The following is a 26,548-nucleotide window of genomic DNA, read 5'->3' as shown; positions in this document are numbered from 1 at the left end:
GATTAAGAGAAACAGTGGCAGAAATGTTTTTTAGATGGTAAATTATGATTTGATAACGATATTAGGTCCTACTGCTTCGGGGAAAACTCCATTGGCGGCTGCATTGGCATATAAGCTCGACACTGAAATTATTAGCGGAGACAGCCGGCAGATATATCGCCGGATGGACCTTGGAACAGGGAAAGATTTGGCGGACTATGTCGTAGACGGTCATCAAGTGCCTTATCATCTGATTGATATTGTGGAGCCTGGGTATAAATATAATGTATTCGAATATCAGCGAGATTTTCTTTCGGCATATAACGAAGTTAAACAAAAGGGCAAGTTACCGGTTTTATGTGGTGGCACGGGCATGTATTTGGAGTCTGTGCTGAAAGGATACAGGTTACTGCCGGTTCCCGAAAATCCCCAATTACGTGCTTCATTGGCTGGTAAGTCGCTGGAAGAACTGACGCAAATGCTGTCAGTATACAAGAAATTGCATAATTCTACCGATGTGGATACTGTGAAGCGTGCTATCCGTGCTATTGAAATAGAAGAATACTACAAGCAGCAATCGCCTGAATACCGCGAGTTCCCCACACTGAATAGCTTGATAATAGGAGTGGATATTGATAGGGAATTACGTCGGCAGAAGATTACCCACCGGCTGAAACAACGTTTGGATGAAGGGATGGTGGATGAAGTGAAAGCTTTACTAGAAGGAGGTATTGCCGCCGAAGATTTAATATACTACGGTTTGGAATATAAATATCTGACTTTATATGCCACCGGAGCACTCTCTTTTGATGATATGTTCCATCAGCTAGAAATTGCCATTCATCAATTTGCCAAGCGGCAGATGACATGGTTTCGCGGAATGGAGCGCAGAGGGTTCAGCATTCATTGGCTGGATGCCCGGATGCCTACAGAAGAGAAAGTTGAGAAGATAATAAATTTGTTAGATACTAAAAGTTAGATATTATGGCCGTAGAACCAAGCAGATGGGGAATCATATATAATCCGAAGGCCGGTAGCCGCAAGACTCAGAAGAGATGGAATGAGATACGAAACTATATGGAAAGCCGCAAAGTCGTGTTTGATTATGTTCAGTCGGAAGGGTTTGGCTCGGTGGAACGGTTGGCGCGAACTTTGGCCAATAACGGTTATCGTACGATAGTGGTTGTGGGGGGCGATGGTGCTATTAATGATGCTGTCAACGGCATCATGAGTTCTTCTGCCGAAGACAAGGAGAATATTGCTTTAGGAATTATCCCTAATGGTATAGGCAACGATTTTGCCAAATATTGGGGATTGGATGAAGACAATTATAAGCAGGCGGTGGACTGGATTATCAATCGCCGTTTGAGAAAGATAGATGTGGGATGTTGCAACTTTTTTGATGGTGAACAGCATACTAACCGTTATTTCATCAATGCCATTTACATTGGGCTGGGCGCCCGTATTGTGCAAATCTCGGATGGAACCCGTCGTTTTTGGGGAATTCGTGAACTCTCATTTGCCGCTTCCATGTTCCTGCTGTTGTTTGAACGTAAGCTTTATCGTATGCATTTACGTGTCAATGACGAACATATTCGTGGTCGTATTATGACTGTTTGTGTAGGTAGTGCCCGTGGTTATGGCCTTACTCCGAGTGCAGTTCCTTATAATGGCTGGCTTGATGTGTCTGTTATATATCGTCCCGAATTGCTGCAGTTGCTTTCTGGATTATGGATGTTGTTGAAGGGACGAATTCTGAATCATAAAATGGTGAAACCATACCGCACGCGTAAAGTCAAGATTCTGCGTGCGCAGAATGCTTCTGTCAGTTTGGATGGACGAATCTTGGATAGGCATTTTCCTTTGGAAGTGTCTGTCATGCCGGAAGCTATTACGTTAATCATTCCTAAATAGGGGCTTCAATGATGTAAGATGAATAACTTCTCAAAGTATAAAATAAATATGATAACAATTTCAGATTTAAAGAAGAGTGACAATTTTTTCCTGTTGGCCGGTCCATGTGTGATAGAAGGTGAGGAAATGGCTCTCCGTATAGCCGAACGTGTAGTAAAGCTGACAGATAAACTCAATATCCCATACGTTTTTAAAGGCTCATACCGTAAGGCAAACCGTTCACGTTTAGACTCTTTTACAGGTATTGGTGACGAAAAAGCGTTGAAAGTTTTACAGAAAGTAAGTCGGACATTTGATGTTCCCGTAGTGACCGACATTCATTCTGCTGAAGAAGCGGCAATGGCAGCCGAATATGTGGATGTACTTCAGATTCCGGCATTCCTCTGTCGTCAGACCGATTTATTGGTCGCAGCAGCACAGACCGGAAAGATTGTTAATATAAAGAAGGGACAGTTCCTCTCTCCCGGTGCCATGCGCTTTGCAGCCGATAAAGTGGTGGAAGCAGGCAATGACCAAGTGATGCTGACCGAACGTGGTACTACATTTGGTTATCAGGACTTGTTGGTGGATTATCGCGGTATTCCCGAGATGCAGTCTTTCGGACATCCTGTGATTCTTGATGTGACTCATTCGTTGCAGCAACCTAATCAAACCTGTGGAGTGACCGGTGGTATGCCCCAATTGATTGAGACGATTGCCAAGGCGGGGGTAGCAGTGGGAGTGGACGGTCTGTTTATGGAAACACATGAAGACCCCACCGTTGCAAAAAGTGATGGAGCCAATATGTTGAAGCTTGATTTGCTCGAAGAATTGCTGACTAAGTTGGTTCGTATTCGTCAGGCTCTATAAAGGTGATGAGATTAAACAGTGGAAGGGGCTGTGTCGGAACTCTCATAAACTAAAAATGGGTCAATCTGAAAACCCTGTGGGTGATAAGTATGAACTCTGAGCCACAATGCTGACGCCCAATCAGGTGTCCGTCTGATATACTTGATTTATAATACTTTGGAAGAATGTATGTTTTCAGCATTGCAAACTTCAGATGTTTCCCGAATATTATATCCACATACTTTTTGACTTGATTCCTAAAAAATAAGAGGTGTGTCAAAACTAAAATGACCTATCCAATCGTCAGCTGTAGGGGCAGGGTTTGCCTGCCCGAATACACAAAGAAACGGTTTTCGGGCGAGCGAACCTCGCCCCTACGAACTAAACGACAGTATTATCCACATTTTGACACACCCCCGATTTCGAAAGAAGGGAAGTTTTGACACATTCCCTTCTTCTCTTCCTGCATTATAAGGAAGCACATTGGCAGATGTGGTTATTTCTTTAAAATATATGCTTTCATGCGGGCAATATCATTCAAGTAATCCTGCAAATCTTGTTCGTGGTCTTCTTCTTCGGCCATGATATGTTTGGCAATGTCGCAAGTCGTGAAATCAATTCCATTGGTGAATTCGGCAATTTGCTGATAGCGGTAGATAGCGCAGCGCTCTGATTCGACATTTTGTTTTAATAAGATTTCCGAACCGAAATCTACCGGAGCATCGTATTTGCAACGTGCCAGGTCAAACCACTGTTTCGGGTCGAGCACAGGTACACCTTCCAGCTCGATAATACGGTCGGCCAATAGTTTTGCATGATTATATTCTTCGGCAGCATGTTCTTGGAATTCGCGTTGCACGTCACCGCGCATAGCACCTTCTACTACAAAAGAACCTACCCAATACTGATAGAAAGCCAACCATTCTTCAGACAAGGCTGCATTTAATTGAGCCAGTAACTCTACAATGTCAATTTTATCCTTTAGGATATTCACTGTTTCTTTAGCCATAATGAAAAAGTTTAAGTTAGTGTTTATTATTTAGTTTACGGCAGGGATAGTCATATCATCTAATACTTCTATGCCTTCCTTGTCCACATCTTTTTTCACATTAGAACTAGTGTACAGCCAGATGCCGAATCCCAGTACTATCAATATAAAGAGGATTGTTCCCCATAATTTACCTTTGCTCATAGTTTCTTGGTTTTGGTTTTATGATAAGAACAGCCGAAAAAGAAAATTGTTTTTCGGTGGAAGAGATTTTTATTTTGTGCAGAAGAGGGGGCAGTCGCACAAACATCGGGAAGTGAATATGGGGATACTCTGAAAGTTTTTGTTGCAGTATTGCAATGGAAGGTCTGGGTACGTTCAGAGTAGTGCCCTAGGGTCTTGAAGTCTTTTCAAGAAAGGTCTTGAGGTGTTCAAGAAAGACCTGACGTTTTTTTAAAAAGGTCATAGGATTCTCCGGAACAGCCCGATGCTATTGGGGAAAGATGGGGGCACATTGTTTTCTTGGGGATTGACGTCATTGTTTTATCTCCTTATGACGTATCACCACACAAAGGGAAGAGTAAGCCGTTTCTTAGGCTCAGCCAAGGCCTTTTAAACGGAAGATTATTACAGACTCCGACAGCGGACTGTACGGTCTACTGTAATGGACTGTACAGTCTACTGCAACGGACTATATAGTCTACGGTGGAAGACTGTAGTAACTCGACTGACAGACAGGCATAATCGAAAGGACGAAAACGCTTAGTCCGGCTAATGAAACGACTTAGGGGAGTTCAAAACGTATGCAGAAGTTGAAAACCGGAGAAGACAACATTCGGTGACAGGAAGGGAGAACATTATGTCGGTGAGTCAGTAAAGATGTAAATTCTTTCACACATAATGGGAATTGAAGGCTCTTGTCCATGGGGAGGCTGTGTGAAAGCGATTGTTTCTGTAGGAGGGGGCACCCTAAATCAGAAGGTAGTGGACAACTGCCGCACCCCTCCTCCTTACAGTGATGAAAGTGCAATGATACTAAAAAGAAGAAGCAGGGAATTTTATCCTATCTTACTAATCTTCTTCAGTTTTTCTTCATCTATGATTTTAATCTTTCTGCCGTCGATTGTGATTAATCTTTCAGTAGCAAAATTGGAGAGTGTGCGAATGGCATTCGAAGTTGTCATATTCGATAAGTTAGCCAAGTCTTCACGTGAAAGATAGATACTCAGTGTAGATTCGTCCTCTTCCAATCCATAGGTCTCTTTCAAGAAAAGAAGAGATTCGGCCAGACGGCCACGGATATGTTTCTGGGTTAAGTTGACAGTTCTTTCGTCCGAGATACCCAAATCAATCGAGAGCTGGCGGATAAAAAACAATGCCAATTCAGCATTTTCTTTCACTAACTTCATGATAGCCGGCATGGGAATCAGACAGACGGTACACGGTTCGAAAGCAGATGCTGCCGTAACAAAGTTACCCTCGGCAAAGTAAGCGCGGTAAGCAAAATATTCTTTTGTCTTTAAAACCCGGATAATTTGGCTGCGTCCGCCTACACCTTCTTTGTAAATTTTTACCTTACCACTGAGGAGGCACATCAAATGCATGGGAGTTTCTCCCTCGCAATAAATGGTCTCATTCTTCTTATATTTTTGTATCGTAAAATTCTGAGCCAAGAACTCTCTTTGCTCTTGGGTTAAAGGTTGCCATAAATCAGGTATGCTTTCGGCAATCTCTGTTTCTGATAATTCTTTTTTAACCATAGGTGTGCTATAAAACCGTGTTATAGAGCACAAATATAGAAAGAAAATAATGAAAGAAGAAATTTAGCTTAGAAAAATAACGGAAAAAGGGAGATTGCTCTCCCTTTTACTTTATTTCGTGAATAATAATTCGCGATATTTGGGCAACGGCCAGATTTCGTCGTCTATTTCGAGTTCTAAACTGTCAATGTGTTCACGAATCTCTTCGAGGTAAGGACGGACTTTTTCTTCGTAGCTGAATGCTTTTTCAACTTGACTGCCGAGGTGATTGGCTACCTTTCGGGCTTCGGTCATGTTACGCACGGCTTCTTTGATGGAGAGGATGCGGCGTTGGATTTCGCGTACCAAATCTTTGCGGTCGGCTGTCATTTCTTCATATTCTTCAGTAGAGAATATCTCTTTCAGGCCACGCAGGTTTTCTAGTAATCTGTTTTGATATATTACTGCTGTAGGGACGATGTGATTGATGGCAAGGTCACCCAGTACGCGGCTCTCAATCTGCACTTTTTTGGTAAATTTCTCGAGCTCTACTTCGATACGGCAGTTTAACTCGTTTTCGTTGAATATCTTTTCTCCAATCAAGACTGAACGTGATTGCGGGTCGTTGAATTTCATGATGGCTTCGGGCACATGGCAAATGTTGGTCAGTCCGCGATGGGCTGCTTCATCTTTCCAGTCCTCTGAATAACCATCGCCTTCAAAACGGATATTTTGGGAAGCAATGATGGTTTCTTTCAATACCTTGTACAGTGCTTCTTCCTGCTCCATTCCGCCGGATACTAGTCTGTCTATCTGTGTTTTGAATTCGTTCAACTGGTGAGCCATGGCTGCATTGATGACAATCATTGAAGCGGCACAGTTGGCAGAAGAACCTGCGGCACGGAATTCGAAGCGATTTCCGGTGAAAGCAAAGGGAGAGGTACGGTTGCGGTCGGTATTGTCCTGCAGAATGGCAGGGATACGGCTGATACCTAACTGTAGCGCCTTCTTTTCATCGGGAGTAAGTTTGGCATCGCTCAGGCGTGCCACTACTTCGTCCAACATGTGGGATAAATGGCGTCCCAAGAAAATGGACAGGATGGCAGGGGGAGCTTCATTGGCTCCTAAACGATGGCTGTTACCGGCACTTACAATGGAGGCGCGGAGTAAGTCCTGGTTTTTGTATACCATCATCAGCACATTAACGATAAAGGTGAGAAACAACATATTTCCTTCGGCGGTCTTTGCCGGAGAGAATAAGTTGATGCCGGTATCAGTGCAGAGTGACCAGTTGTTGTGTTTACCTGAACCGTTGACTCCTTTAAATGGTTTTTCGTGAAGTAGGACAGTGAAATTATGTTTGGCGGCGATGCGTTTCATTAAGTCCATAACCAATTGATTATGGTCGTTTGCCAGATTGACATCTTCAAAAATAGGGGCCAGTTCGAACTGGTTGGGGGCAACTTCATTGTGACGTGTTTTGGCAGGGATGCCCAAACGGTGACATTCCAATTCCAATTCTTTCATGAAACTGGTGACACGGGAAGGTATGGAGCCGAAATAGTGGTCGTCCAACTGTTGGTCCTTGGCAGAAGAATGTCCCATCAGGGTGCGGCCGGTGAGACACAAGTCGGGGCGTGCATTATATAGTACGGTGTCTACCAGAAAATATTCTTGTTCCCAACCTAAATTTGCATAGACGCGTTTCACGTTCGGGTCAAACATTTTGCAAACTTCGGTAGCGGCTTTGTCCACTGCACCGAGCGCTTTCAGCAAAGGTGTTTTATAGTCAAGTGCTTCGCCTGTATAGGAGATGAAAATGGTGGGGATACACAATGTGCTGTCTACAATAAAAGCGGGAGAAGAAACATCCCATGCCGTATAGCCGCGTGCTTCGAATGTGTTGCGGATTCCGCCATTAGGGAAAGATGAGGCATCAGGTTCTTGCTGGATGAGCAGTTTGCCGGAGAAGCGTTCTATCACATCGCCGTCGTCACCGAATTCGATAAAACCGTCGTGCTTTTCGGCTGTTCCGTCTGTCAGGGGTTGGAACCAATGGGTGTAATGGGTAACGTTGAAAGTCTTTGCCCAGTTTTTCATACCGTTGGCTATCATATCAGCCATTTCCCGGTTGATGGGAGTTCCTTTTTCAATTGCGTTTATAACTGCTTTATATGCCTCACTGGGCAGATATTCCTGCATTTTCTTACGGTCGAAAACGTGGTCGCCGTAGTAATCAGATAACTTCTCAGAAGGATAGTCAACCTTGACAGGGCGTCGGTTGGCAAGTTCTTGAAGAGCAAAAAATCTCATTTTTGACATGTTGTCTTTCTTTTACTGGTTGTTGCGGCGCAAAATTACTGCTTTTTGATTAAATATTTGCTATCTTGATTATCAAATTTCAGTTTACTTAAGAGATTTGTTTTGCAGTAGGAGGTGAACTTGGGTGTGCTCCATTTTTCCAAATGCTGTTTACAGAATGCATATGGGGTTGTGTCAAAACGTGGATAATGCTGTCATTTCGTTCGTAGGGGCGAGGTTCGCTCGCCCGAAAACAGTTTACTTTGTGTCTTCGGGCAGGCAAACCCTGCCCCTACAGTTGACGATTGGATAGGCTGGTTTAGTTTTGACACACTCCCATATATAAAATGATAGAAGTTATGATGAAACTCGGTTAGCCGTTCTGTAGTACATCCTCTTTTTCGGGCGCCCCCGGTTCTTCGCGTTCAGTCGGGTTTAGGGGGTTGAAATAATAGATATCCATACTGTCCAGATATCTCAGAAAGTAGGGCAGACGCTGCATAAACATGCTGCATTCTTTTGCTTTTTCAGGTGTCCAGGCTGCTTCTGCCAAAGCTATCAGGCGTGGGAAGACCATAAAATCCAATCGCTTGAAGTCGGCTACTCTTTCTGTCCATAAAGACATTTGCATACCCATAACTTGGTCTTCGTATCCTTTCATCAAATGGGATATAGGCTCGGGGAAGTTATATAAATTCTCGATGGTGTTATATCCTCCCCATTGGCGTCCCACTTTGTGGGCCCCGAACTGGGTGAAATCAGCATACATGGGGCGGCGTGGTGTCAATATTACCCGGTAACCGTTCTCCAAAGCCTTTACCAGTTGGTGTTGGCGGTCATGTCTCCACCACATTACTACCGCTTTGCGGGGTGAAATGCCGGCATCGATTATTTCATCCCAACCGATCATGTTTTTTCCCTTTGAAGCTACAATGTCTGCGGCACGGCGAAGAAAGTAGTGTTCCAGTCCTTTTTCGTCTACTAATTCTTTTTCTTTAATGAAATTCTGAATTTCGGGGTCGGTAAACCAACTTTGGTTGCCATAGTGTACTTCGTCACCACCTATATGTATATAAGGAGAGGGAAACAAGCTTACGATTTCATCCAGTACGTCACTGATAAATTGGTAAGTTCCTTCCCGGCAGGGGTGGAACGTGAAATGTTGCCAACGGCCTTCACCACCTCCCGAATATTCAGGATAAGCGCGGCATACGGCAGTGGCATGTCCCGGCATGTCAAATTCGGGAACTACCATAATCTGTCGTTCGGCAGCATAAGCTACTATTTCTTTTATATCTTCCTGAGTATAGAAGGTAGCAGGGGCTTTCGGGTCATGATAATTACCGACAGCACCTATCTGGGTGAGTTTGGGATATTTCTTTATTTCAATTCTCCATCCCGGTTCATCGGTCAGGTGCCAATGAAATACATTCAGACGGAGTGAAGCCATGATGTCTAGATATTGCTTCACTTTCTCTTTGCCAAAAAAGTGACGGCTTTCGTCCAGCATGAACCCCCGCCACTGATAACGGGGAGCGTCATTGATAATGCAGCTTTTTACTTTTCCACTCCCGAAACGCGACAGTTGCAATAAGGATTCTTTGGCATGAAAAAGCCCGGCTTCAGTAGCGGCCTTCAGTATGATACTGTCTGTTTTCACTTGCAGGATATACCCTTCGTCTGCCAGTTTCAGTTGCGGATCTATGAAGAAAGCGATAACGTTTGCTGCGGCATTCTCATTAGACTGTGTTAAATTAGTAGAGACTTGTGAGGCCATTTTGTCGGCATACATTTGATTTCCGTAAGTTTTAGTGGCCTTCGTAATAATAAATTCACCCTTATTCCTTTGGTAGTTTGCCGGAGTGGGAAAGAGGGTTTGTGCTGATAATGAGGGAGAAATAACCCACAACAATAAGAGGGTTAAAATAGAATAATGTTTCATGGTTTTTTAAGGGTTAATAGTTCAGATGCAAAAGTAGCTAAAGTTTTTTGTTTTTCTTAAGGTCGTAATATTTTTATTGTATATTTGCTGTTCAGATAAAGAAAACAAGACTTAATGAAATATATACGGATTATTGGGATACTGATACTATGCTTGCTTCTTCCTTTGGGTGTATCTGCCAAAAGGTCAAAGAACCGTATGCCCGATAAACCTGTGGTAGCCGATTCTATTCTTCAGAATATATTTCAGTTTTCTCCTTTCTATTCACGCATCATTGATGAATATAAAGCCGATTTGTATTTAAAAGGAAAACTGAAGGTGCATAAGAGGAATCATCTTATCCGCTATGTGCCTTCTATGTTCCGGTTTGAGAAGAAAGTGAACGATTACTTGATAGAGTCTGTAAGTGAGATGCACTATACGGCTCCCGATATCTATGATCGTAAGATTAAAGCCGTATCTTCCACTTTCCCCCGTGACCGGGGACAGATTGCCGATATAGCGGAGTATCTGAATATGAACATTTATTCTTCGTCTCTGATGTCGGATAAGCTCCTTTCACCGCTTGATAAGAAGGCTAGTCGGTACTATACTTATTTACTTGATTCGGTAGCCGGTCCCAGTGATTGTCAGAAATATAAGATTCTTATTATTCCTAAATTTAAAGGGACTCAGTTGGTGAGTGGATATATGTGGGTGAGCGATCAGGTGTGGACTATCCGACAACTTTATATTGAAGGGATATATGATGTGATACATTTTAAGGTAAATGTCATGATGGGAGAGGAAGGCGATGAAGAGTTTCTGCCTGTGCGTTTTGACCTGAATCTGATATTCAAGTTTTTGGGGAATCATTTGGAGATGAATTGCAATGCCTGGATGAAATACCATGAGATACATTATTATAATCAGGGTGAAGCCAGACGTAAGTCGACTAAAAAGCATCATCATGATTTAACGGAGTCTTATCGGCTGACATGTGACTCTGCCCGGTTGATAACAGACAAAGATAAGTTTAAGGAACTCCGTCCCTTGCCTTTGTCGGTGGATGAGGACAGCTTATATAAGAAATTTGCTATGCGCCGTGATACGGTGTTGCATAACCCCAAGCAGGAAAAGAGTAAAAGTATAGAGTTTTGGGGACAGTTGGGTGATGCTCTTATCAGTAGCTATAATGTTAATCTGGCGGGTATTGGTAGTGTTCGTTGCTCTCCGCTTATCAACCCGGTGTTGTTCAGTTACAGTCATAGCCGAGGCTTTTCTTATAAACAGAAGTTCAAATACAACCGTTACTTCCAGCATACCGGGCGTTTGTTAAGGATTGTACCGCAGATTGGTTATAACTTTACGCGTAAGGAACTCTATGTAAAGACGGACGCAGAGTTTCAGTATTGGCCCGAAAAGCAGGCGGGATTTGAAATCAATGTGGGTAATGGTAACCGCATTTATAGTAGTGTGGTGCTGGATCAATTAAAACAACTGCCTGATAGTACGTTTAATTTTGATAAAGTGGAACTGGATTATTTTAAAGATGTCTATCTGAATTTGTTCCATAATATCGAAGTGGTGAATGGTCTGTATATCAAGGCAGGTGTCTCTGTCCATTGGCGTTATTTGGCAAGTAAGAAGAGGTTGGAGATAGAGAAGCCGTTGCCCGAAGAGGATTGGCTGGCACTGAGGGGTATTCGCTCGGAATATAATACTTTTGCCCCTCGTGTGCGTATCGAGTGGACGCCCGGAATGTATTATTATATGAATGGACATCGTAAGATGAATGTAGGTTCGAAAATGCCTACCTTTACATTAGATTATGAACGTGGCATCAAAGGAGTATTCGGCAGCACCGGTTCACATGAACGTTGGGAATTTGATGTTCAGCAAAACTTGAAATTAGGAGGTATCCGTAGTTTGGGTTATCGTATAGGCGGCGGTATGTTTACGGAGCAGAAAGATGTGTACTTTGTTGATTTTGCCAACTTCTCCCGTCATAATCTGCCGGAAGGTTGGAATGATGAAATCGGAGGTACTTTTCAATTGCTGGACGGGCGTTGGTATAATGCATCCCGTCAGTATTGGCGTGGTAATCTTACTTATGAATCACCGTTTATTTTGTTAAAGCCGTTAAACCGTTGGCTGGGGATGATTCAGCAGGAACGGTTGTATGCAGGTGTATTGTTTATGCCCCATTTGAATCCATATATAGAATTGGGTTATGGAATAGGTACGCACATATTTGATGTAGGTGCATTTGTGAGTACCATCAATGGAAGTTTCGATACCTTCGGTTTTAAGTTTACCTTCGAATTGTTTAATAGGTAATGGGAATTTTACTTTCCTTCCTATTCTAAACATTCTCTTGTGTTTTCTGTTTACTACATCATAACAGAAACAAAATCCTATATGTATCATTACAAAATATTTTTATGCCTTTTATTCCTTCCTGCCGGATTGTGGGCACAAAGCGGGGAGGTATCTTTAACTTTGGAACAATCCGTTTCCTTAATGAATAAAGGAAACCGGACGTTGCAAATGGCTGATAAGGCTGTAGGGATAGCTCGTAGCGAGCGTCAAAAGATGAACTCTTTTTGGTACCCGTCACTCAATGCAGCTGGGGCTTATGTGCATTTGTCTAACAATATAGAAGTGAAAGAACCATTAAAACAGTTTACAGATCCGGCGAAAGATTTTGTTCACTCCATTTTGCCTGATGATCAGTTTATTTCTTCTATTCTAGACAATATCGGAGCACATACACTTACCTTTCCATTGCTTCAGCGTAACCTGACCACTATTGATGCCAATATCACCTGGCCTGTTTTTACCGGTGGAAAGCGAATCTTTGCCACTAAAATAGGAAACCGTATGGTGGATTTTGCACAAGTTGGTCGTGAAGAAACGGGCGCCGTTCTTCAGACAGAGTTGGTGACGACTTATTACGCTCTTCGCTTGGCACAACGTGTAGTGAAAGTGCGTGAGGAAACCTATAACGGCCTTCAAAAGCATTATCAAAATGCTCTGAAGTTGGAGGCTAACGGTATGATAAACAAAGCGGAACGCCTTTTCTCTCAGGTCAGTATGGATGAGGCTAAACGTGAACTGGAGTCTGCCCGCAAAGATTTGACAGTTGCTCAGAATGCTCTGAAAGTTCTTTTGAATGTGGAAGATATTACTGCCATTAACCCTGTCTCTCCACTCTTTATGAACGATGACTTGCCGGATGAATTGTACTTCAAGAATTTGATAGGTAGCAGCAACTACATGGTCAATAAGCTCCGATTGCAAGAGTCGATGGCAGATAACCAACTGAAAATAAGTAAGAGTGCTTATGTCCCTGATATTGCACTTTTCGGTAAGCAAACTCTGTATGCTGACAATCTTCCTCGCAATCTGATGCCTCGCACAATGATAGGAGTGGGCTTTACATGGAATATATTTGACGGTCTGAATCGTGAAGCTACTGTGCGTCAGGCTCGGTTGACTAAACAGACACTTGCTTTGGGAAGAGAAAAAGCGCAGGATGAATTGGGGGTGTTGGTTGATAGACTATACAGTGAGATTCAGAATGCCCGGGATAATGTAGCTGCCTTGAATACAACGATTGAAATGAGCCGTGAATTGGTGAGAATTCGTAAAAAATCGTTTCAGGAAGGTATGGCAACTTCCACCGAAGTGATAGACGCCGAAACAATGTTGTCTAAAATTCAGATAGCCTTTCTGATGGCATATTATCAATATGATGTATCATTGGCTTCCTTGCTTTCTACCTGCGGGGTGCCCGAGGCCTTTTGGCAATACAGCCGTACAGGAAAGACAGAGGATTTTATATTTCCTACTTATGAACCGGGGGATTCTCCAACAGTAATAAAAGAATAATTTAGAATATGGAAAAGCAAAAGAAACAATTAGCCGTTGCTTTCGTGGTGGTACTGGTAGCGGTCGTTATCGTGTCTGTTGTCGGTATTATTGCCATGAGCAATAAACCTGTGATATTGCAAGGACAGATAGAAGCCACCGAGATTCGCATTTCCGGTAAATTGCCGGGGCGTATAGATACCTTCTTGGTGAAGGAAGGGCAGAATGTCAAAATGGGTGATACGCTTGTGGTCATTAACAGTCCCGAGGCTTGGGCAAAATTCCAGCAGGTAAATGCACTGGAAGATATTGCCAAGTATCAAAACAAAAAGATAGATGATGGTACGCGTGAGCAAATAGTGCGTTCGGTAGAAGAACTTTGGAATAAATCGAAAAGTGACCTTCAATTGGCAAAAGTGACTTATAATCGTGTACAGAATTTGTATCGCGACAGTGTGGTGACCAGTCAGCGTAAAGATGAAGTGGAAGCTATGTATAAAGCAGCTGTGGCAGCCGAACGTGCTGCACATCAACAATATTTGTTAGTGAAGGATGGAGCTCAGAAAGAGGATAAAGAGAGTGCGCGTTCATTGGTGGATGCCGCTCGGGGCACCGTTAATGAGGTACAGGCCTTGTTGATGGATGCCCGCCTCACAGCTCCTGAGAATGGACAAATTTCTACTATCTATCCTAAACGTGGTGAATTGGTGGGGGCAGGTACTCCTATCATGAGTCTGGTGATGCTGGATGATTGCCATGTGGTACTCAATGTACGTGAAGATTATATGCATTATTTTCGTATGAATGAAAGTTTTATGGGAGATGTGCCGGCACTGAAAGCCGAGAATATAGAGTTTAAGATATATTACATCAGTCCATTGGGTAGTTTTGCCACTTGGCGTTCTACCAAGCAGACGGGAACTTATGATATGAAAACGTTTGAGATTCATGCTCTGCCTCTGAAGCCGGTGGACGGCTTAAGGCCGGGGATGTCCGTACTTGTGAATCTGAATGAATTGAAATGAGGACTATTTCGATGGAAAATTTAATAGCAGTTATAAAGAGAGAAATAGACCGTATGTTGTCACGCCGCATTTATTTTGTGGCGTGTATTGTACTTCCGTTGTTTTCAATCTTCTTTATGGGAACAATTTTTGGTAACGGACAAATGGAGAATCTTCCCATTGGTGTCGTGGATGGTGATAATACGGCTACTTCTCGGCAAATCATTCGTATGGTTGAAGTAGACCCGACTTTTCGTGTCACCCAACATTATGCCAATGAGACAGAGGCGCGTGCTGATGTGCAAAAGAAAAATATTTATGGGTATCTGAGTATTCCTGTTGGCTTTGAAGCCAAGGTCATGGATGGTAAAGAAGTGGCTCTTACCTATTATTATCATTATGCGTTGTTGAGTGTGGGTAGCGAAATACACGGTGCTTTCCAAAGCTTGTTAAAGAATATATCGGTTACTCCTATTGTCACCCATGCAGTGGCGTTAGGGGTGGGCGAGGAAGAAATCAAGTCTTTCTTATTGCCAGTCACTACCCAGAATCATCCGTTATTCAACCCTGATATGGACTATTCTGTTTATCTGACTCATCCTTTTTTCTTTGTATTTCTGCAGGTATTATTGTTATTAGTCACCACTTATGCCATTGGCAGTGAAGGGAAATTCGGTACTTCCTCTGAGTGGTTACAGACCGCTGATGGAAGCATATTGGTAGCCGTTATAGGGAAGCTTTTGCCTTATACGGTAATCTTTATAGCAATGAGCATCTTTGCTAATTATGTCTATTTTGGTATATTTGATATACCGATGGATTGCGGGTTTTGGCCGCTGAACCTGACTTCGGCATTGTTCGTGCTTTCTACACAGGCATTGGCTGTGTTCCTTTTTTCCGTATTTCCGGCATTAAGTATCATTATCAGCGTCGTATCGATGGTAGGTTCGTTGGGAGCCACTCTTTCAGGAGTCACATTTCCGGTGCCACACATGTTTGCACCGGTCTATTATGCTTCCTATCTGTTTCCTGTCCGCCATTTTGTTGAAATAGGACAGACTTTGCTCTATGGTGATTACGGATATGCTTATATGTGGACTAATGTAGCGTCATTGTTACTCTTCTTGCTGCTGCCGCTCCTGTTGTTACCCCATTTAAAACGTTCTTTAATTAGTAGAAAATATGACAATATTGAATAATATACTTGCTGTTGCCGTGCGGGAATTTCGTGTGATGTGTACTCGTTATTCTATCTTAATGGTATTAAGTGGTGGCATTTTTCTATACGGCTTACTATATAATTATATGTATGCCCCCAATGTGGTACGCAATGCACCGGTGGCTGTGGTCGATATGAGTCGGACACCTTTGAGCCGTCATTATACTCGTTTGCTAGATGCCACTCCGCAAGCCCAAGTTATGACAAACAATGCAGATTTACAAGCGGCTAAGGAAATGATGAAGCAGGGAGAGGTAGTGGGAATTGTTTATATACCCGAAGATTTTGATGCTCGGGTGGGGCGTGGTGAAGAGTCTGTTTATGTGATGTATAGCACCACTACGGCTTTTCTTTATTATGCATCTATGCAGGAAGCATCGGCTGGGGCTATGCTGGCGGTAAATGATGAGGTGCGTCCCAATCAGGTTGTTTTTCTTCCTCAGGAAGATATACAGCCTATTGTCCAAACGAGTTCGATAGATGTAGTGGGTACAGCGTTGTATAATTACACTGACGGATATGGCACTTACCTGATTCCGGCTGTGTTGATGGTTGTGATATTTCAGACTTTGGTGATGGTTATCAGCATGTTGAGTGGCAAAGAACGGGAAGAAGCTGCGCACCGCATGTCCCTTCAAGGGGATAACCGCGTAACTGCTTTCCATTTCTTTACTTCGCTGGGTACGAAAGATAATAGTGAGAGGCCAAAAGCAGAGTTGTCATTCTCCCGGATGGCTTCCATTGTTTTGGGAAAGACTTCGGTATATGTATTGTTTTATTCCTTTTTCTCAGTATTTCTATTGGGCTTGTTGCCGTTGGTGTTTCAACTGCCTCATTTGGCGCATCCCACACTTATCATACAGTTGATGATACCTTATATTATAGCAACCAGTTTCTTTGCATTAGCCTGTTCGGTGTTCTTTAGCGATAGTGATGCACCTTTGCTGATGATAGCTTTTTTTTCTGTCGGGCTGATATTTTTGTCGGGAGTTTCTTATCCGTTGGAATTGATGCCGTGGTATTGGCAATGGACACACTGTTTAATACCTGCTGCTCCGGGCACTTTGGCTTTCGTGAAAATAAACTCGATGGGAGCAAGTATGGCCGAAATTAGTCAGCAATACATTATTCTGTGGATACAATGTGGGGTGTATTTCATTTTGGCATGTCTGGCTTATCGTTATAATATGAAGAAAGCACTTCCTACTATATAGTATATCTTCATTAAGGTTATTTCAGTACAGTAAAATTCTCAGTGTTTTGTCTTTTCTAGAAAAGATTAAAGGTTTCATTTTGTCACATATATAGGTGTTTCTTTGTAATACTAATGATAAATGGGGAAAAAAAGAAAAATATTTTGCTATTTAATTTTGCTTTATCCATAAAATCACTAATTTTGAGCATTGCATAGAAATAGAAATATATATTGCAGACAAAAAACAGAATAATTTATAACCTTAATATAACAACTATGAGTTACTTACGATTTGACAAGACTCTTATGACGAACCTGGAGGAAGCACTTCCGAAAGAAATTCTTCGCACAAACCGTTCGGGAGCCTACCATTGTACAACCATTGTTGATTGCAATACGAGAAAATATCATGGACTGCTTGTCATTCCGGTACCGGAAATTGATGATGAGAACCATGTATTGTTATCGTCTTTGGATGAAACGGTAGTACAGCACGGCGCTGAATTTAATCTGGGGCTTCATAAGTATCAGGGCAATAATTACAGCCCTCGCGGACACAAGTATATTCGCGAATTTGAGTGTGAGAAAGTACCTACGACCTGGTATCGTGTGGGTGGTGTGGTACTGAAGAAAGAAAAACTGTTTGTACATCACGAAAATAGAATTCTGATTCGCTATACATTAGTCGAAGCTCATTCTGCTACAACTCTTCGTCTTCGTCCTTTCCTGGCTTTCCGCAGTGTTCGCCAGTATACGCATGAAAATGCACAGGCGAGCCGTGATTATCAGGAAGTGGATAATGGCATAAAGACGTGTATGTATCCGGGATATCCCGAACTCTTCATGCAACTTAATAAAAAGAATGAGTTTCATTTCCAACCCGATTGGTATCGCGGCATAGAGTATCCGAAAGAACAGGAAAGAGGATATGACTTTAACGAAGACCTTTACGTTCCGGGCTATTTTGAAGTCGATATCAAGAAAGGCGAAAGTGTGGTATTTTCGGGAGGAATTTCGGAGGCGAGCACACGAACTCTGAAGAAGACTTTTGAAGAAGAAATGGAAGAACGTACTCCACGTGATAATTTCCAGCACTGCTTGATAAATGCAGCTCATCAATTCCTCAATAAGCAAAACGGTGAATCCTATATTCTTGCCGGTTATCCATGGTTTAAATGTCGTGCCCGCGATATGTTTATTGCTCTTCCGGGTCTGACATTGGCTATTGATGAAGTGGCTAAATTTGAGAACGTGATGGAAACTGCTCGTAAAGCTATCCACGATTTTATAAATGATGAGCCGAGCGACCTGAAGATATATGAGATGGAACACCCTGACGTATTGCTTTGGGCAGTGTGGTGTATCCAGCAATATGCTAAAATGGTTTCACGCGACAAATGTCGTGAAAAGTATGGCAAACTGTTGGAAGAAATAATGGAATACCTGCGTCGGGAAAATCATCCCAATCTTTTCCTCCATTCCAACGGCTTGCTTTATGCCAATGGAACAGAAAAAGCTATTACTTGGATGAATTCCACAGCCAACGGACATCCGGTAATTCCACGTACAGGATATATCGTGGAGATAAATGCATTGTGGTATAATGCCCTTTGTTTTGTAGGTGAATTAGTGGGTGAAGCGGGAAACAATAATTTGGCTGAAGCGTTACAGACTTTGGCAGGGCAGACCGGTAAGTCATTTATAGATACTTTCTTGAATGAATATGGCTATCTGCTTGACTATGTGGATGGTAATATGATGGATTGGAGTGTACGTCCTAATATGATATTTACCGTAGCCTTCGATTACTCTCCATTGGACGCCCGTCAAAAGAAGGGAGTGCTGGATGTGGTGACCAAAGAGCTATTGACACCGAAAGGTCTCCGTTCACTCAGCCCGAAGAGTGGCGGTTATAATCCCAACTATGTAGGTCCGCAGATGCAGCGTGATTATGCTTATCATCAGGGAACTGCATGGCCGTGGTTGGCAGGTTTCTATTTTGAGGCTTATCTCCGTATTTATAAGATGAGTGCTTTGGGATTCATAGAACGTCAATTGATAGGTTATGAAGATGAAATGGTTTCTCATTGCATTGGTTCCATTCCCGAATTGTTTGACGGTAACCCACCCTTCAAGGGACGTGGTGCCGTGTCGTTCGCTATGAATGTGGCAGAAATCTTACGAGTGTTATATTTATTAAGTAAATACAATTATTAAAAGGAGGAGCCTGTATGAAAGTATTAATGTTTGGATGGGAATTTCCTCCCAAAATATATGGTGGTCTTGCCGTAGCTTCTTATGGTATAACAAAAGGACTAAGCTTGCAGGGTGATGTGGAAACTACTTTCTGTATGCCGAAACCTTGTGGTGAAGAGGAACAGTTCTTAAACATCATAGGAATGAACCAAGTGCCCATTGTGTGGCGCGATGTGAATTATGACTATCTCAAAGAGCGTTTGCCGTCTTATATGACGCCGGAACAATATTACGCTTTCCGTGACCATATTTACGCCGATTTTTCTTATATGCACGTCAATGATTTAGGTTGTATGGAATTTGGAGGTGGTTATCCGTCGAATCTGCACGAAGAAATCAATAACTTCTCCGTTATTGCCGGTGTAGTGGCACGCCAACAAGAATTTGATATTATCCATGCCCATGACTGGCTGACTTATCCAGCCGGTGTACATGCCAAGATGGTCAGTGGAAAACCTTTGTGTATTCATGTGCATGCCACTGACTTCGACCGTTCTCGCGGTAAAGTAAATCCTACGGTTTATGCTATGGAGAAGAATGGTATGGATCATGCGGATTGTATCATGTGTGTGTCTGAGTTGACTCGTCAGACTGTTATCCATCAGTATCATCAAGATCCGCGTAAGTGCTTTGCGATGCACAATGCGGTTTATCCATTGTCACAAGAATATCAGGATATTCCACGACCTGACCATTCAAAAGAAAAAGTTGTTACTTTCCTCGGGCGTATTACTATGCAGAAGGGACCCGAGTATTTTGTAGAAGCGGCAGCATTAGTGCTTAAACGTACTCGTAATATTCGTTTTGTGATGGCCGGATCGGGCGATATGCTCAATGCTATGATAAATATGGTGGCGGAACGTGGTATAGCAGACCGTTTCCATTTCCCGGGATTCCAGCGTGGACGTCAGGTTTATGAAACCTATAAACAAAGTGACGTGTTTGTGATGCCTTCGGTTTCCGAACCGTTTGGTATTGCTCCTCTTGAAGCTATGCAGTGTGGTACTCCTTCTATTATATCCAAGCAGTCCGGTTGTGGAGAAATCCTCACCAATGTGATAAAAACAGACTATTGGGATATACATGCAATGGCAGATGCCATCTATGCACTCTGTACTTATCCATCTCTCTTTAATTACCTGCAAGAAGAGGGTAAAAAGGAAGTGGATGGTATTACATGGGAAAAAGTCGGATTGCGTATCCGTGCTCTTTATGAGGAAGTATTAAAAAACTATGGTAAATAATAAAAATCACACTAGATATGAAAACAATCTGTCTTTACTTTGAGATACATCAAATTATCCATTTGAAACGCTATCGTTTCTTCGAGATAGGCACCGACCACTATTATTATGATGACTATGCCAACGAGCAAGCCATTAACGAAGTGGTTGAACGTTCGTATGTTCCTGCGCTGAATACGTTGATTGAAATGGCAAGAGCCAACGGGGGCGCATTCAAGGTGGCTATTTCCATTTCGGGAGTAGCATTGGAACAATTGGAAATCCATGCTCCGATAGTTATTGAACTGTTGCATCAGTTGAATGATACAGGTTGCTGTGAATTCCTTTGTGAACCTTATTCACATGGTCTTTCTTCATTGGCTAATGAAGATTGCTTCCGCGAAGAAGTGGAACGTATGCGTGTGAAGGTTAAGCAAATTTTCAACCAAACGCCGAAAGTGTTCCGTAACTCTAGTTTGATTTACTCAAACGAGATTGGTTCAATTGTAGCCGATATGGGCTTCAAGGGTATGTTGACTGAAGGTGCAAAGCATATTTTGGGTTGGAAGAGTTCTCATTATCTGTATCATTGTGCCATGAATCCGAACTTGAAGCTGTTGCTTCGTGATTTCAAACTGTCCGATGATATCAGTTTACGGTTCTCTAACTCTGATTGGAGCGAATATCCTTTGTTTGCAGATAAATATGTAGACTGGATTGCAGCATTGCCCGAAGAAGAACAAGTTATCAATATATTTATGGAACTTTCCGCTTTGGGTATGGCACAGTCATTGTCATCCAATATCTTGGAATTCCTGAAAGCATTGCCGATATGTGCGAAAGATAGAGGCATTACTTTCTCTACTCCAACAGAAATCGTTACCAAACTGAAATCTGTAGACCAGATAGACGTTCCTTATCCAATGTCATGGACAGATGAAGAACGCGATATCAGCCCATGGTTGGGTAATGTGATGCAACGTGAAGCATTCAATAAATTATATAGTGTGGCAGAACGTGTGCACTTGTGCAATGACCGTCGCATTAAGCAGGACTGGGATTATTTGCAGGCAAGTAACAACTTCCGTTTCATGACTAGCAAGAATACGGGCATTAATATCAACCGTGGTATTTATGATTCTCCGTACGATGCTTTCACCAACTATATGAATATATTGGGTGACTTTATCAGCCGTGTAAACTCGTTATATCCGGTTGATATGGATAATGAAGAGCTGAACTCATTGCTTACCACTATCAAGAACCAAGGCGAGGAACTGGTAGCATTGAACAAGGAAGTTGAAAGATTACAAGCTAAATTGGTAAAAGCTGAAGCAAAAATAGCTGCAGAAGCGGAAAAAGAACCAGCTAAGAAAACAGCTGCCAAGAAAACGGTTACTAAAAAGGCACCGGCTAAGAAAGCTACACCGAAGAAAGAAGGATAAGATATTGACTTATTTATTATTATGACAATAGCCCGTTTGCTTTTTGAAAGTAAACGGGCTTTTTATTTGGCTCGTGTTTTCCTTTTGCATACCTTTGCCGCACTATTATTAAAGTAATACCACATGAGAAGACAAATATCCAAATTGCAAATCATACGTTTCCGCCGATGGAGTAGAAAAGGGTATGCTATATTCTGCAGTTTGGGAAAGAGTGTGGTAATCGGCAATTTGAAAAAAGGAATCGTTGAAATTGCTTTAAAAAAGCAATCTAACGTGTGTGTCTTATCCACAGTAGGTCGTCAGGATAGAACTGATGAAAAAGAAGGGGAATCGCCTGATAGGGATGTGGCGGATAAGATACTTTCATTGATTATTTTGGAGATAATATCTTTAAATCGGTCACGTTGTGTGACTGGTGGTAAGTTATTGTTTTCTTATTTATATTATTTATATGGCCGGAAGAGCGTGCAATGCATTCTCTCTCCGGCCTTTTTATGTCATTAACAGTTAAAAACAATGCTGAACGAACTTAAAAACAAAGTATTAAATGGTGGGAAAATTACCGTTGAAGAGGCTGAATGGTTGGCTATAGAAGCTGATAAAGAGCAACTTTATGAGGCTGCCCATGTGATAACGCACGAAATGGCTTCGGATATTTTTAATATGTGCTCTATCATTAATGCCAAATCAGGCCGTTGCTCGGAGGACTGTAAATGGTGCGCGCAGTCGGCACACTATCAAACCGAAGCAGATGTCTATGACTTAGTGGACAAAAAGAGTTGTATGAGAGAAGCGCTATGCAACGAACTTTATGGCATAGATCGTTTATCATTGGTGACCAGTGGGCGGAAACCCGGTAAGAAAGATATGCAACAATTATGCGAGACGTTTAAATATATAGGTTCGTATTCTAGGATTAAGTTGTGTGCCTCATTGGGATTGCTTAATGAGGAAGAACTCCGCCGGTTGTATGAATCGGGAGTTACTCGTTATCATTGTAATCTGGAGACCGGAGCCTCATTTTTTCCTTCTCTTTGTTCCACCCATACCCAGCAAGAAAAGATAGATACCTTGCTTGCAGCGCGCCGGGTAGGAATGGAGGTGTGTAGTGGTGGTATTATCGGAATGGGTGAAACCGTTCAGCAACGTATTGAACTCGCTTTTGCTTTGCAGCAACTGGATATTCAGTCTATCCCCATTAATTTGCTTCAACCTATTCCGGGTACTCCTTTAGAGCACATGGCTCGTTTGACAGAAGATGAAATTCTGACCACGATTGCCTTGTTTCGCTTTATTAATCCTACGGCATATCTCCGTTTTGCAGGAGGATGTTCCTATCTGTCTAAGGAAGTCGTAAATAAAGCGTTGCACATAGGAATTAATGCATCGATTGTCGGAAGCTTACTGACCACACAGGGCTTAGACGTTTCGGATAGTGAAGAGGCATTGGAAGACTCGGGTTATACCCATTGAGCTCCTGACATCGGGAGACCGAAGAAAAAAGAGATTAAATGAACAATATGGATAATTTTGATAAAGAGCATTTATGGCACCCTTATACATCAACCGCCAATCCGCTTCCCACTTATCTGGTGAAACGGGCAGAAGGAGTGTATATTGAGTTGGAGGACGGCAGAAGACTGATAGAAGGAATGTCCTCATGGTGGTGCATGATACACGGATATAATCATCCGGTGTTGAATCGTGCAGCTCGTGAACAGATAGACCGGATGAGTCATGTGATGTTTGGTGGGCTGACACACGAACCGGCTATTGAGCTAGGTAAATTATTATTAAAGATTGTGCCGCCGCGTATGCAGAAGATTTTTTATGCCGATTCCGGTTCGGTGGCCGTGGAAGTGGCGTTGAAAATGGCTGTTCAGTATTGGTATGCACAAGGCAGAAAGAATAAAAATAACTTTGTTACGATACGTTCAGGTTATCATGGGGATACATGGAATGCCATGTCGGTGTGCGACCCGGTGACGGGTATGCATAGCATTTTCGGATCAGCATTGCCTATTCGCTATTTTGTGCCGTCTCCCTGTTCTTGTTTTGGTGGAGAATGGAGAGAAGAAGATATACTGCCTCTCAGAAAGGTTTTGGAAGAACATCACGAAGAACTGGCTGCATTGATTTTGGAACCTGTGGTGCAGGGAGCCGGAGGGATGCGTTTCTACCATCCTGAATATTTGCGACAGGCAGAGAAATTGTGTAAGGAATATCATTTATTATTGATATTTGATGAAATAGCGACCGGCTTCGGAAGAACCGGAAAACTCTTTGCATGGGAACACGCAAACGTGCAGCCTGATATCATGTGCATAGGAAAAGCTCTCACCGGAGGATATATGACTTTTTCGGCTGTGCTTACCAGTGATGAAGTAGCAGGTACTATATCAAACGGTTATCCGGGGGCATTTATGCATGGTCCCACGTTTATGGGAAATCCTTTGGCATGTGCTATTGCACGGGCTTCGGTAGAGCTGTTGCTATCCTGTGGATGGGAGCAAAAAGTAAAGGCAATAGAAGAGCAATTGAAACGAGAACTGTCGCCGGCCAAGAATTTGCAGCAAGTGGCGGATGTGCGTGTATTGGGAGCTATCGGGGTGATAGAGGTAAAAGAGCCTGTAGACATGGCTTACATGCAGAAGCGTTTTGTGGAAGAAGGAGTATGGGTACGTCCTTTTGGAAAATTGGTGTACATCATGCCGCCTTTTATCATTCAACCCGAAGAACTGAGCAGATTGACTCATGCATTGGTGAAGATAGTGGGAGAACTGTAACGTCTCTATGAAAGTGAAGAAATGATATAAGTATAGAATATATGAGTTCATTTGAAGTTTTGGAACAGGAGCTTGTTTTGCTGGAGAGTAAGAACAATTTGCGCAGACTGCCTGCTACTCACCATTGTGGCAGGGAGGTGATAGTAGATGGTAACATAATGTTGAATCTATCTTCTAATGATTATTTGGGACTGACAACAGATGTTGCCTTACGTGCTGAATTTCTGCAAACGCTTACTCCTGAAAATTTTCTGCCTTCGGCTTCATCATCTCGCTTGCTGACCGGTAATTTTGATATATACACTCGTTTGGAGGAGGTCTTGGCCGGGCTTTTCGGGAAAGAGAGTGCATTGGTTTTTAATAGTGGTTACCACATGAATATAGGGATTTTGCCTGCTGTGAGTAATGCCCGTACACTGATTCTTGCCGACAAACTGGTGCATGCCAGCATTATTGACGGCATTCGTCTGTCTGAAGCAAAATGTATTCGTTACCGACATAATAATTATGATCAACTGGAACAATTGTTATCTGTTCATCATGCCGGGTATGAGAAGATTATTGTGGTAACCGAGAGTATTTTCAGTATGGATGGTGATGAGGCTGATTTTAACCGTCTGGTGATGCTGAAACGTCAATATAATAATGTTTTGCTTTATGTAGACGAAGCACATGGCATCGGAGTAAGAGGTGAGCGTGGATTGGGGTGTGCTGAAGAACAGGGATGTATCGGAGAGATTGACTTTCTGTGTGGAACTTTTGGTAAGGCATTGGCTTCGGTTGGCGGATATATTGTATGTTCAAAAACGATACATGATTATTTGGTTAACAAGATGCGTACACTTATTTTTACGACAGCTCTTCCACCGGTCAATTTGATGTGGACGTGTTTCATTCTTGAACGCTTGGCGGAATTCCATGACAAGCGACAACATCTGCAACATATTTCTTATCTGCTAAAAGAAGGATTGCTTGATGCCGGATATGAATGTCCCTCCACCAGTCATATTATTCCGCTGACCATAGGGGAGAGTGCTGCAACCATTTTAAAGGCTGAAGAGTTGCAGCGTAAAGGATTTTATGCCCTTCCGGTTCGTCCGCCTACAGTGCCCGAAGGCACTTCGCGCATTCGTTTTTCACTGACAGCAGCACTTACCGAGGACGAGGTAAAGAAGTTGATAACAGATATAAAAAAACAATGAAACAGTACTTTATAGAGCGACATTATTCTTCCTCGCTTACCGTCTTTTTTGCCGGTTGGGGAATGGATGAACATCCTTTTGAGGATTATCATCCGACAGGCAGGGACTTACTTGTATGTTATGACTATCGTTCACTTGACTTTGATTTCTCTTTGCTGAAGGGATATGAAGATATCCGTGTAGTAGGCTGGTCAATGGGAGTGTGGGCTGCTTCTCAAGTATTGAGTCATTTTCATCTTCCCATTTCAGAAAGTGTGGCTGTGAACGGAACTGTAACCCCTGTCGATGACATGCGAGGTATCCCTGCCGCTATTTATGAAGGAACATTGAAAGGATTGAACGACATTACGTTGAAGAAGTTTTTTCGTCGTATGTGTGGTTCTGCTTCGCTCTTGGGTGATTTCCTTTCAAAAAGTCCCCATCGTTTCATTGAAGATGTGAAAGAAGAACTCTTTCTTATAGCAAGACAGGCAGAGAGTCTTGCACCTGCCCGATTTTTTTGGAGTAAAGCTGTGGTAGGAAAGGGGGATTTGATTTTTATTCCGGTTAACCAAAAGAATGCATGGAGTGAACTCGGAGTACAGATAGAGGAAGAAGACATCGCTCATTATTCTGATGTGTTTTTACGAAACATAGTGTGTGGATAATGCAATTCCGATAAGCATAACAATAAAT

General features: G+C 42.6%; 21 protein-coding genes. 16 read left to right on the top strand and 5 right to left on the bottom strand.

Features of this window, described 5'->3' with window-relative positions; all coding sequences use genetic code 11:
• Window positions 1-34 precede the first annotated feature (34 nt).
• Genes miaA through kdsA form a run of 3 tightly spaced genes read left to right on the top strand, consistent with a single transcriptional unit; the run spans window position 35 to window position 2,742 of the window.
• Window positions 35-958, top strand: coding sequence for a tRNA (adenosine(37)-N6)-dimethylallyltransferase MiaA (gene miaA / locus IR173_RS04755; RefSeq protein WP_237038547.1), 924 nt, complete (start codon window positions 35-37; stop codon window positions 956-958).
• A 5-nt stretch (window positions 959-963) separates the two neighbouring features.
• Window positions 964-1,893, top strand: a complete 930-nt coding sequence (locus IR173_RS04750; RefSeq protein ID WP_237038546.1) for a diacylglycerol/lipid kinase family protein — start codon at window positions 964-966, stop codon at window positions 1,891-1,893.
• A gap of 48 nt (window positions 1,894-1,941) precedes the next feature.
• Complete coding sequence (gene kdsA, locus IR173_RS04745) at window positions 1,942-2,742, top strand: 3-deoxy-8-phosphooctulonate synthase (protein WP_237038545.1); 801 nt, start codon at window positions 1,942-1,944, stop codon at window positions 2,740-2,742.
• A gap of 475 nt (window positions 2,743-3,217) precedes the next feature.
• On the opposite strand, the gene IR173_RS04740 is transcribed toward kdsA, so the two are convergent.
• The 5 genes from IR173_RS04740 to IR173_RS04720 all read right to left on the bottom strand — a co-directional run bounded on the left by IR173_RS04740 (window position 3,218) and on the right by IR173_RS04720 (window position 9,691).
• The gene (locus IR173_RS04740; protein WP_237038544.1) at window positions 3,218-3,730 is read right to left on the bottom strand and encodes a ferritin-like domain-containing protein; all 513 of its coding nucleotides are present in this window, start codon (window positions 3,728-3,730) and stop codon (window positions 3,218-3,220) included.
• 30 nt (window positions 3,731-3,760) lie between these two features.
• A complete protein-coding gene (locus IR173_RS04735; RefSeq protein WP_237038543.1) occupies window positions 3,761-3,913 on the bottom strand; it encodes a cbb3-type cytochrome c oxidase subunit 3 in 153 nt (50 codons plus the stop codon).
• An 854-nt stretch (window positions 3,914-4,767) separates the two neighbouring features.
• Window positions 4,768-5,469, bottom strand: a complete 702-nt coding sequence (locus IR173_RS04730) for a Crp/Fnr family transcriptional regulator (RefSeq protein ID WP_237038542.1) — start codon at window positions 5,467-5,469, stop codon at window positions 4,768-4,770.
• Between the two features lie 111 nt (window positions 5,470-5,580).
• Window positions 5,581-7,770 (bottom strand): glutamine synthetase III family protein, encoded by a 2,190-nt coding sequence (locus IR173_RS04725; protein ID WP_237038541.1) that lies wholly within the window; start codon window positions 7,768-7,770, stop codon window positions 5,581-5,583.
• 352 nt (window positions 7,771-8,122) lie between these two features.
• Window positions 8,123-9,691 (bottom strand): beta-N-acetylhexosaminidase, encoded by a 1,569-nt coding sequence (locus IR173_RS04720; protein ID WP_237038540.1) that lies wholly within the window; start codon window positions 9,689-9,691, stop codon window positions 8,123-8,125.
• A 114-nt stretch (window positions 9,692-9,805) separates the two neighbouring features.
• On the opposite strand from IR173_RS04720, the gene IR173_RS04715 reads away from it, so the two are divergent.
• From IR173_RS04715 to IR173_RS04655, 13 genes are all read left to right on the top strand, one after another.
• The gene (locus tag IR173_RS04715; protein WP_237038539.1) at window positions 9,806-12,010 is read left to right on the top strand and encodes a DUF5686 family protein; all 2,205 of its coding nucleotides are present in this window, start codon (window positions 9,806-9,808) and stop codon (window positions 12,008-12,010) included.
• A gap of 81 nt (window positions 12,011-12,091) precedes the next feature.
• Complete coding sequence (locus tag IR173_RS04710) at window positions 12,092-13,564, top strand: TolC family protein (RefSeq protein ID WP_237038538.1); 1,473 nt, start codon at window positions 12,092-12,094, stop codon at window positions 13,562-13,564.
• Window positions 13,565-13,572: 8 nt separating this feature from the next.
• Window positions 13,573-14,568 carry an HlyD family secretion protein gene (locus IR173_RS04705; protein ID WP_237038537.1) on the top strand — a complete coding sequence of 332 codons (996 nt, stop codon included), beginning with the start codon at window positions 13,573-13,575 and terminating at the stop codon, window positions 14,566-14,568.
• Between the two features lie 11 nt (window positions 14,569-14,579).
• Entirely contained in the window at window positions 14,580-15,746 is a 1,167-nt protein-coding gene (locus IR173_RS04700; RefSeq protein WP_237038536.1) for an ABC transporter permease, read from the top strand.
• Window positions 15,730-16,980 (top strand): ABC transporter permease, encoded by a 1,251-nt coding sequence (locus IR173_RS04695; protein WP_237038535.1) that lies wholly within the window; start codon window positions 15,730-15,732, stop codon window positions 16,978-16,980. Before IR173_RS04700 ends, IR173_RS04695 begins: the two co-directional genes overlap by 17 nt.
• Before the next feature lie 257 nt (window positions 16,981-17,237).
• A complete protein-coding gene (locus IR173_RS04690) occupies window positions 17,238-19,178 on the top strand; it encodes a glycogen debranching enzyme N-terminal domain-containing protein (RefSeq protein ID WP_237038534.1) in 1,941 nt (646 codons plus the stop codon).
• A 14-nt stretch (window positions 19,179-19,192) separates the two neighbouring features.
• Complete coding sequence (locus tag IR173_RS04685; protein WP_005939194.1) at window positions 19,193-20,461, top strand: glycosyltransferase; 1,269 nt, start codon at window positions 19,193-19,195, stop codon at window positions 20,459-20,461.
• A 17-nt stretch (window positions 20,462-20,478) separates the two neighbouring features.
• Window positions 20,479-21,885, top strand: coding sequence for a glycoside hydrolase family 57 protein (locus tag IR173_RS04680; RefSeq protein ID WP_237038533.1), 1,407 nt, complete (start codon window positions 20,479-20,481; stop codon window positions 21,883-21,885).
• A 123-nt stretch (window positions 21,886-22,008) separates the two neighbouring features.
• Window positions 22,009-22,389 carry a hypothetical protein gene (locus IR173_RS04675; protein ID WP_237038532.1) on the top strand — a complete coding sequence of 127 codons (381 nt, stop codon included), beginning with the start codon at window positions 22,009-22,011 and terminating at the stop codon, window positions 22,387-22,389.
• Window positions 22,390-22,401: 12 nt separating this feature from the next.
• Window positions 22,402-23,358: a biotin synthase BioB gene (gene bioB / locus IR173_RS04670; protein WP_237038531.1), complete on the top strand. Its 957-nt coding sequence runs from the start codon at window positions 22,402-22,404 to the stop codon at window positions 23,356-23,358.
• Between the two features lie 47 nt (window positions 23,359-23,405).
• Entirely contained in the window at window positions 23,406-24,671 is a 1,266-nt protein-coding gene (gene bioA, locus IR173_RS04665) for an adenosylmethionine--8-amino-7-oxononanoate transaminase (RefSeq protein ID WP_317207924.1), read from the top strand.
• Window positions 24,672-24,712: 41 nt separating this feature from the next.
• Window positions 24,713-25,873: an 8-amino-7-oxononanoate synthase gene (locus IR173_RS04660; RefSeq protein WP_237038529.1), complete on the top strand. Its 1,161-nt coding sequence runs from the start codon at window positions 24,713-24,715 to the stop codon at window positions 25,871-25,873.
• The gene (locus IR173_RS04655; protein ID WP_237038528.1) at window positions 25,870-26,520 is read left to right on the top strand and encodes a DUF452 family protein; all 651 of its coding nucleotides are present in this window, start codon (window positions 25,870-25,872) and stop codon (window positions 26,518-26,520) included. The genes IR173_RS04660 and IR173_RS04655 overlap by 4 nt, the downstream gene beginning before the upstream one ends.
• Window positions 26,521-26,548: the final 28 nt, after the last annotated feature.

This window comes from Phocaeicola faecalis, from assembly GCF_021730445.1.
Classification (GTDB): domain Bacteria; phylum Bacteroidota; class Bacteroidia; order Bacteroidales; family Bacteroidaceae; genus Phocaeicola; species Phocaeicola faecalis.
The sequence above is the reverse complement of the archived record's forward strand: the minus strand, read 5'-3'. Positions and strand labels throughout refer to the sequence as shown.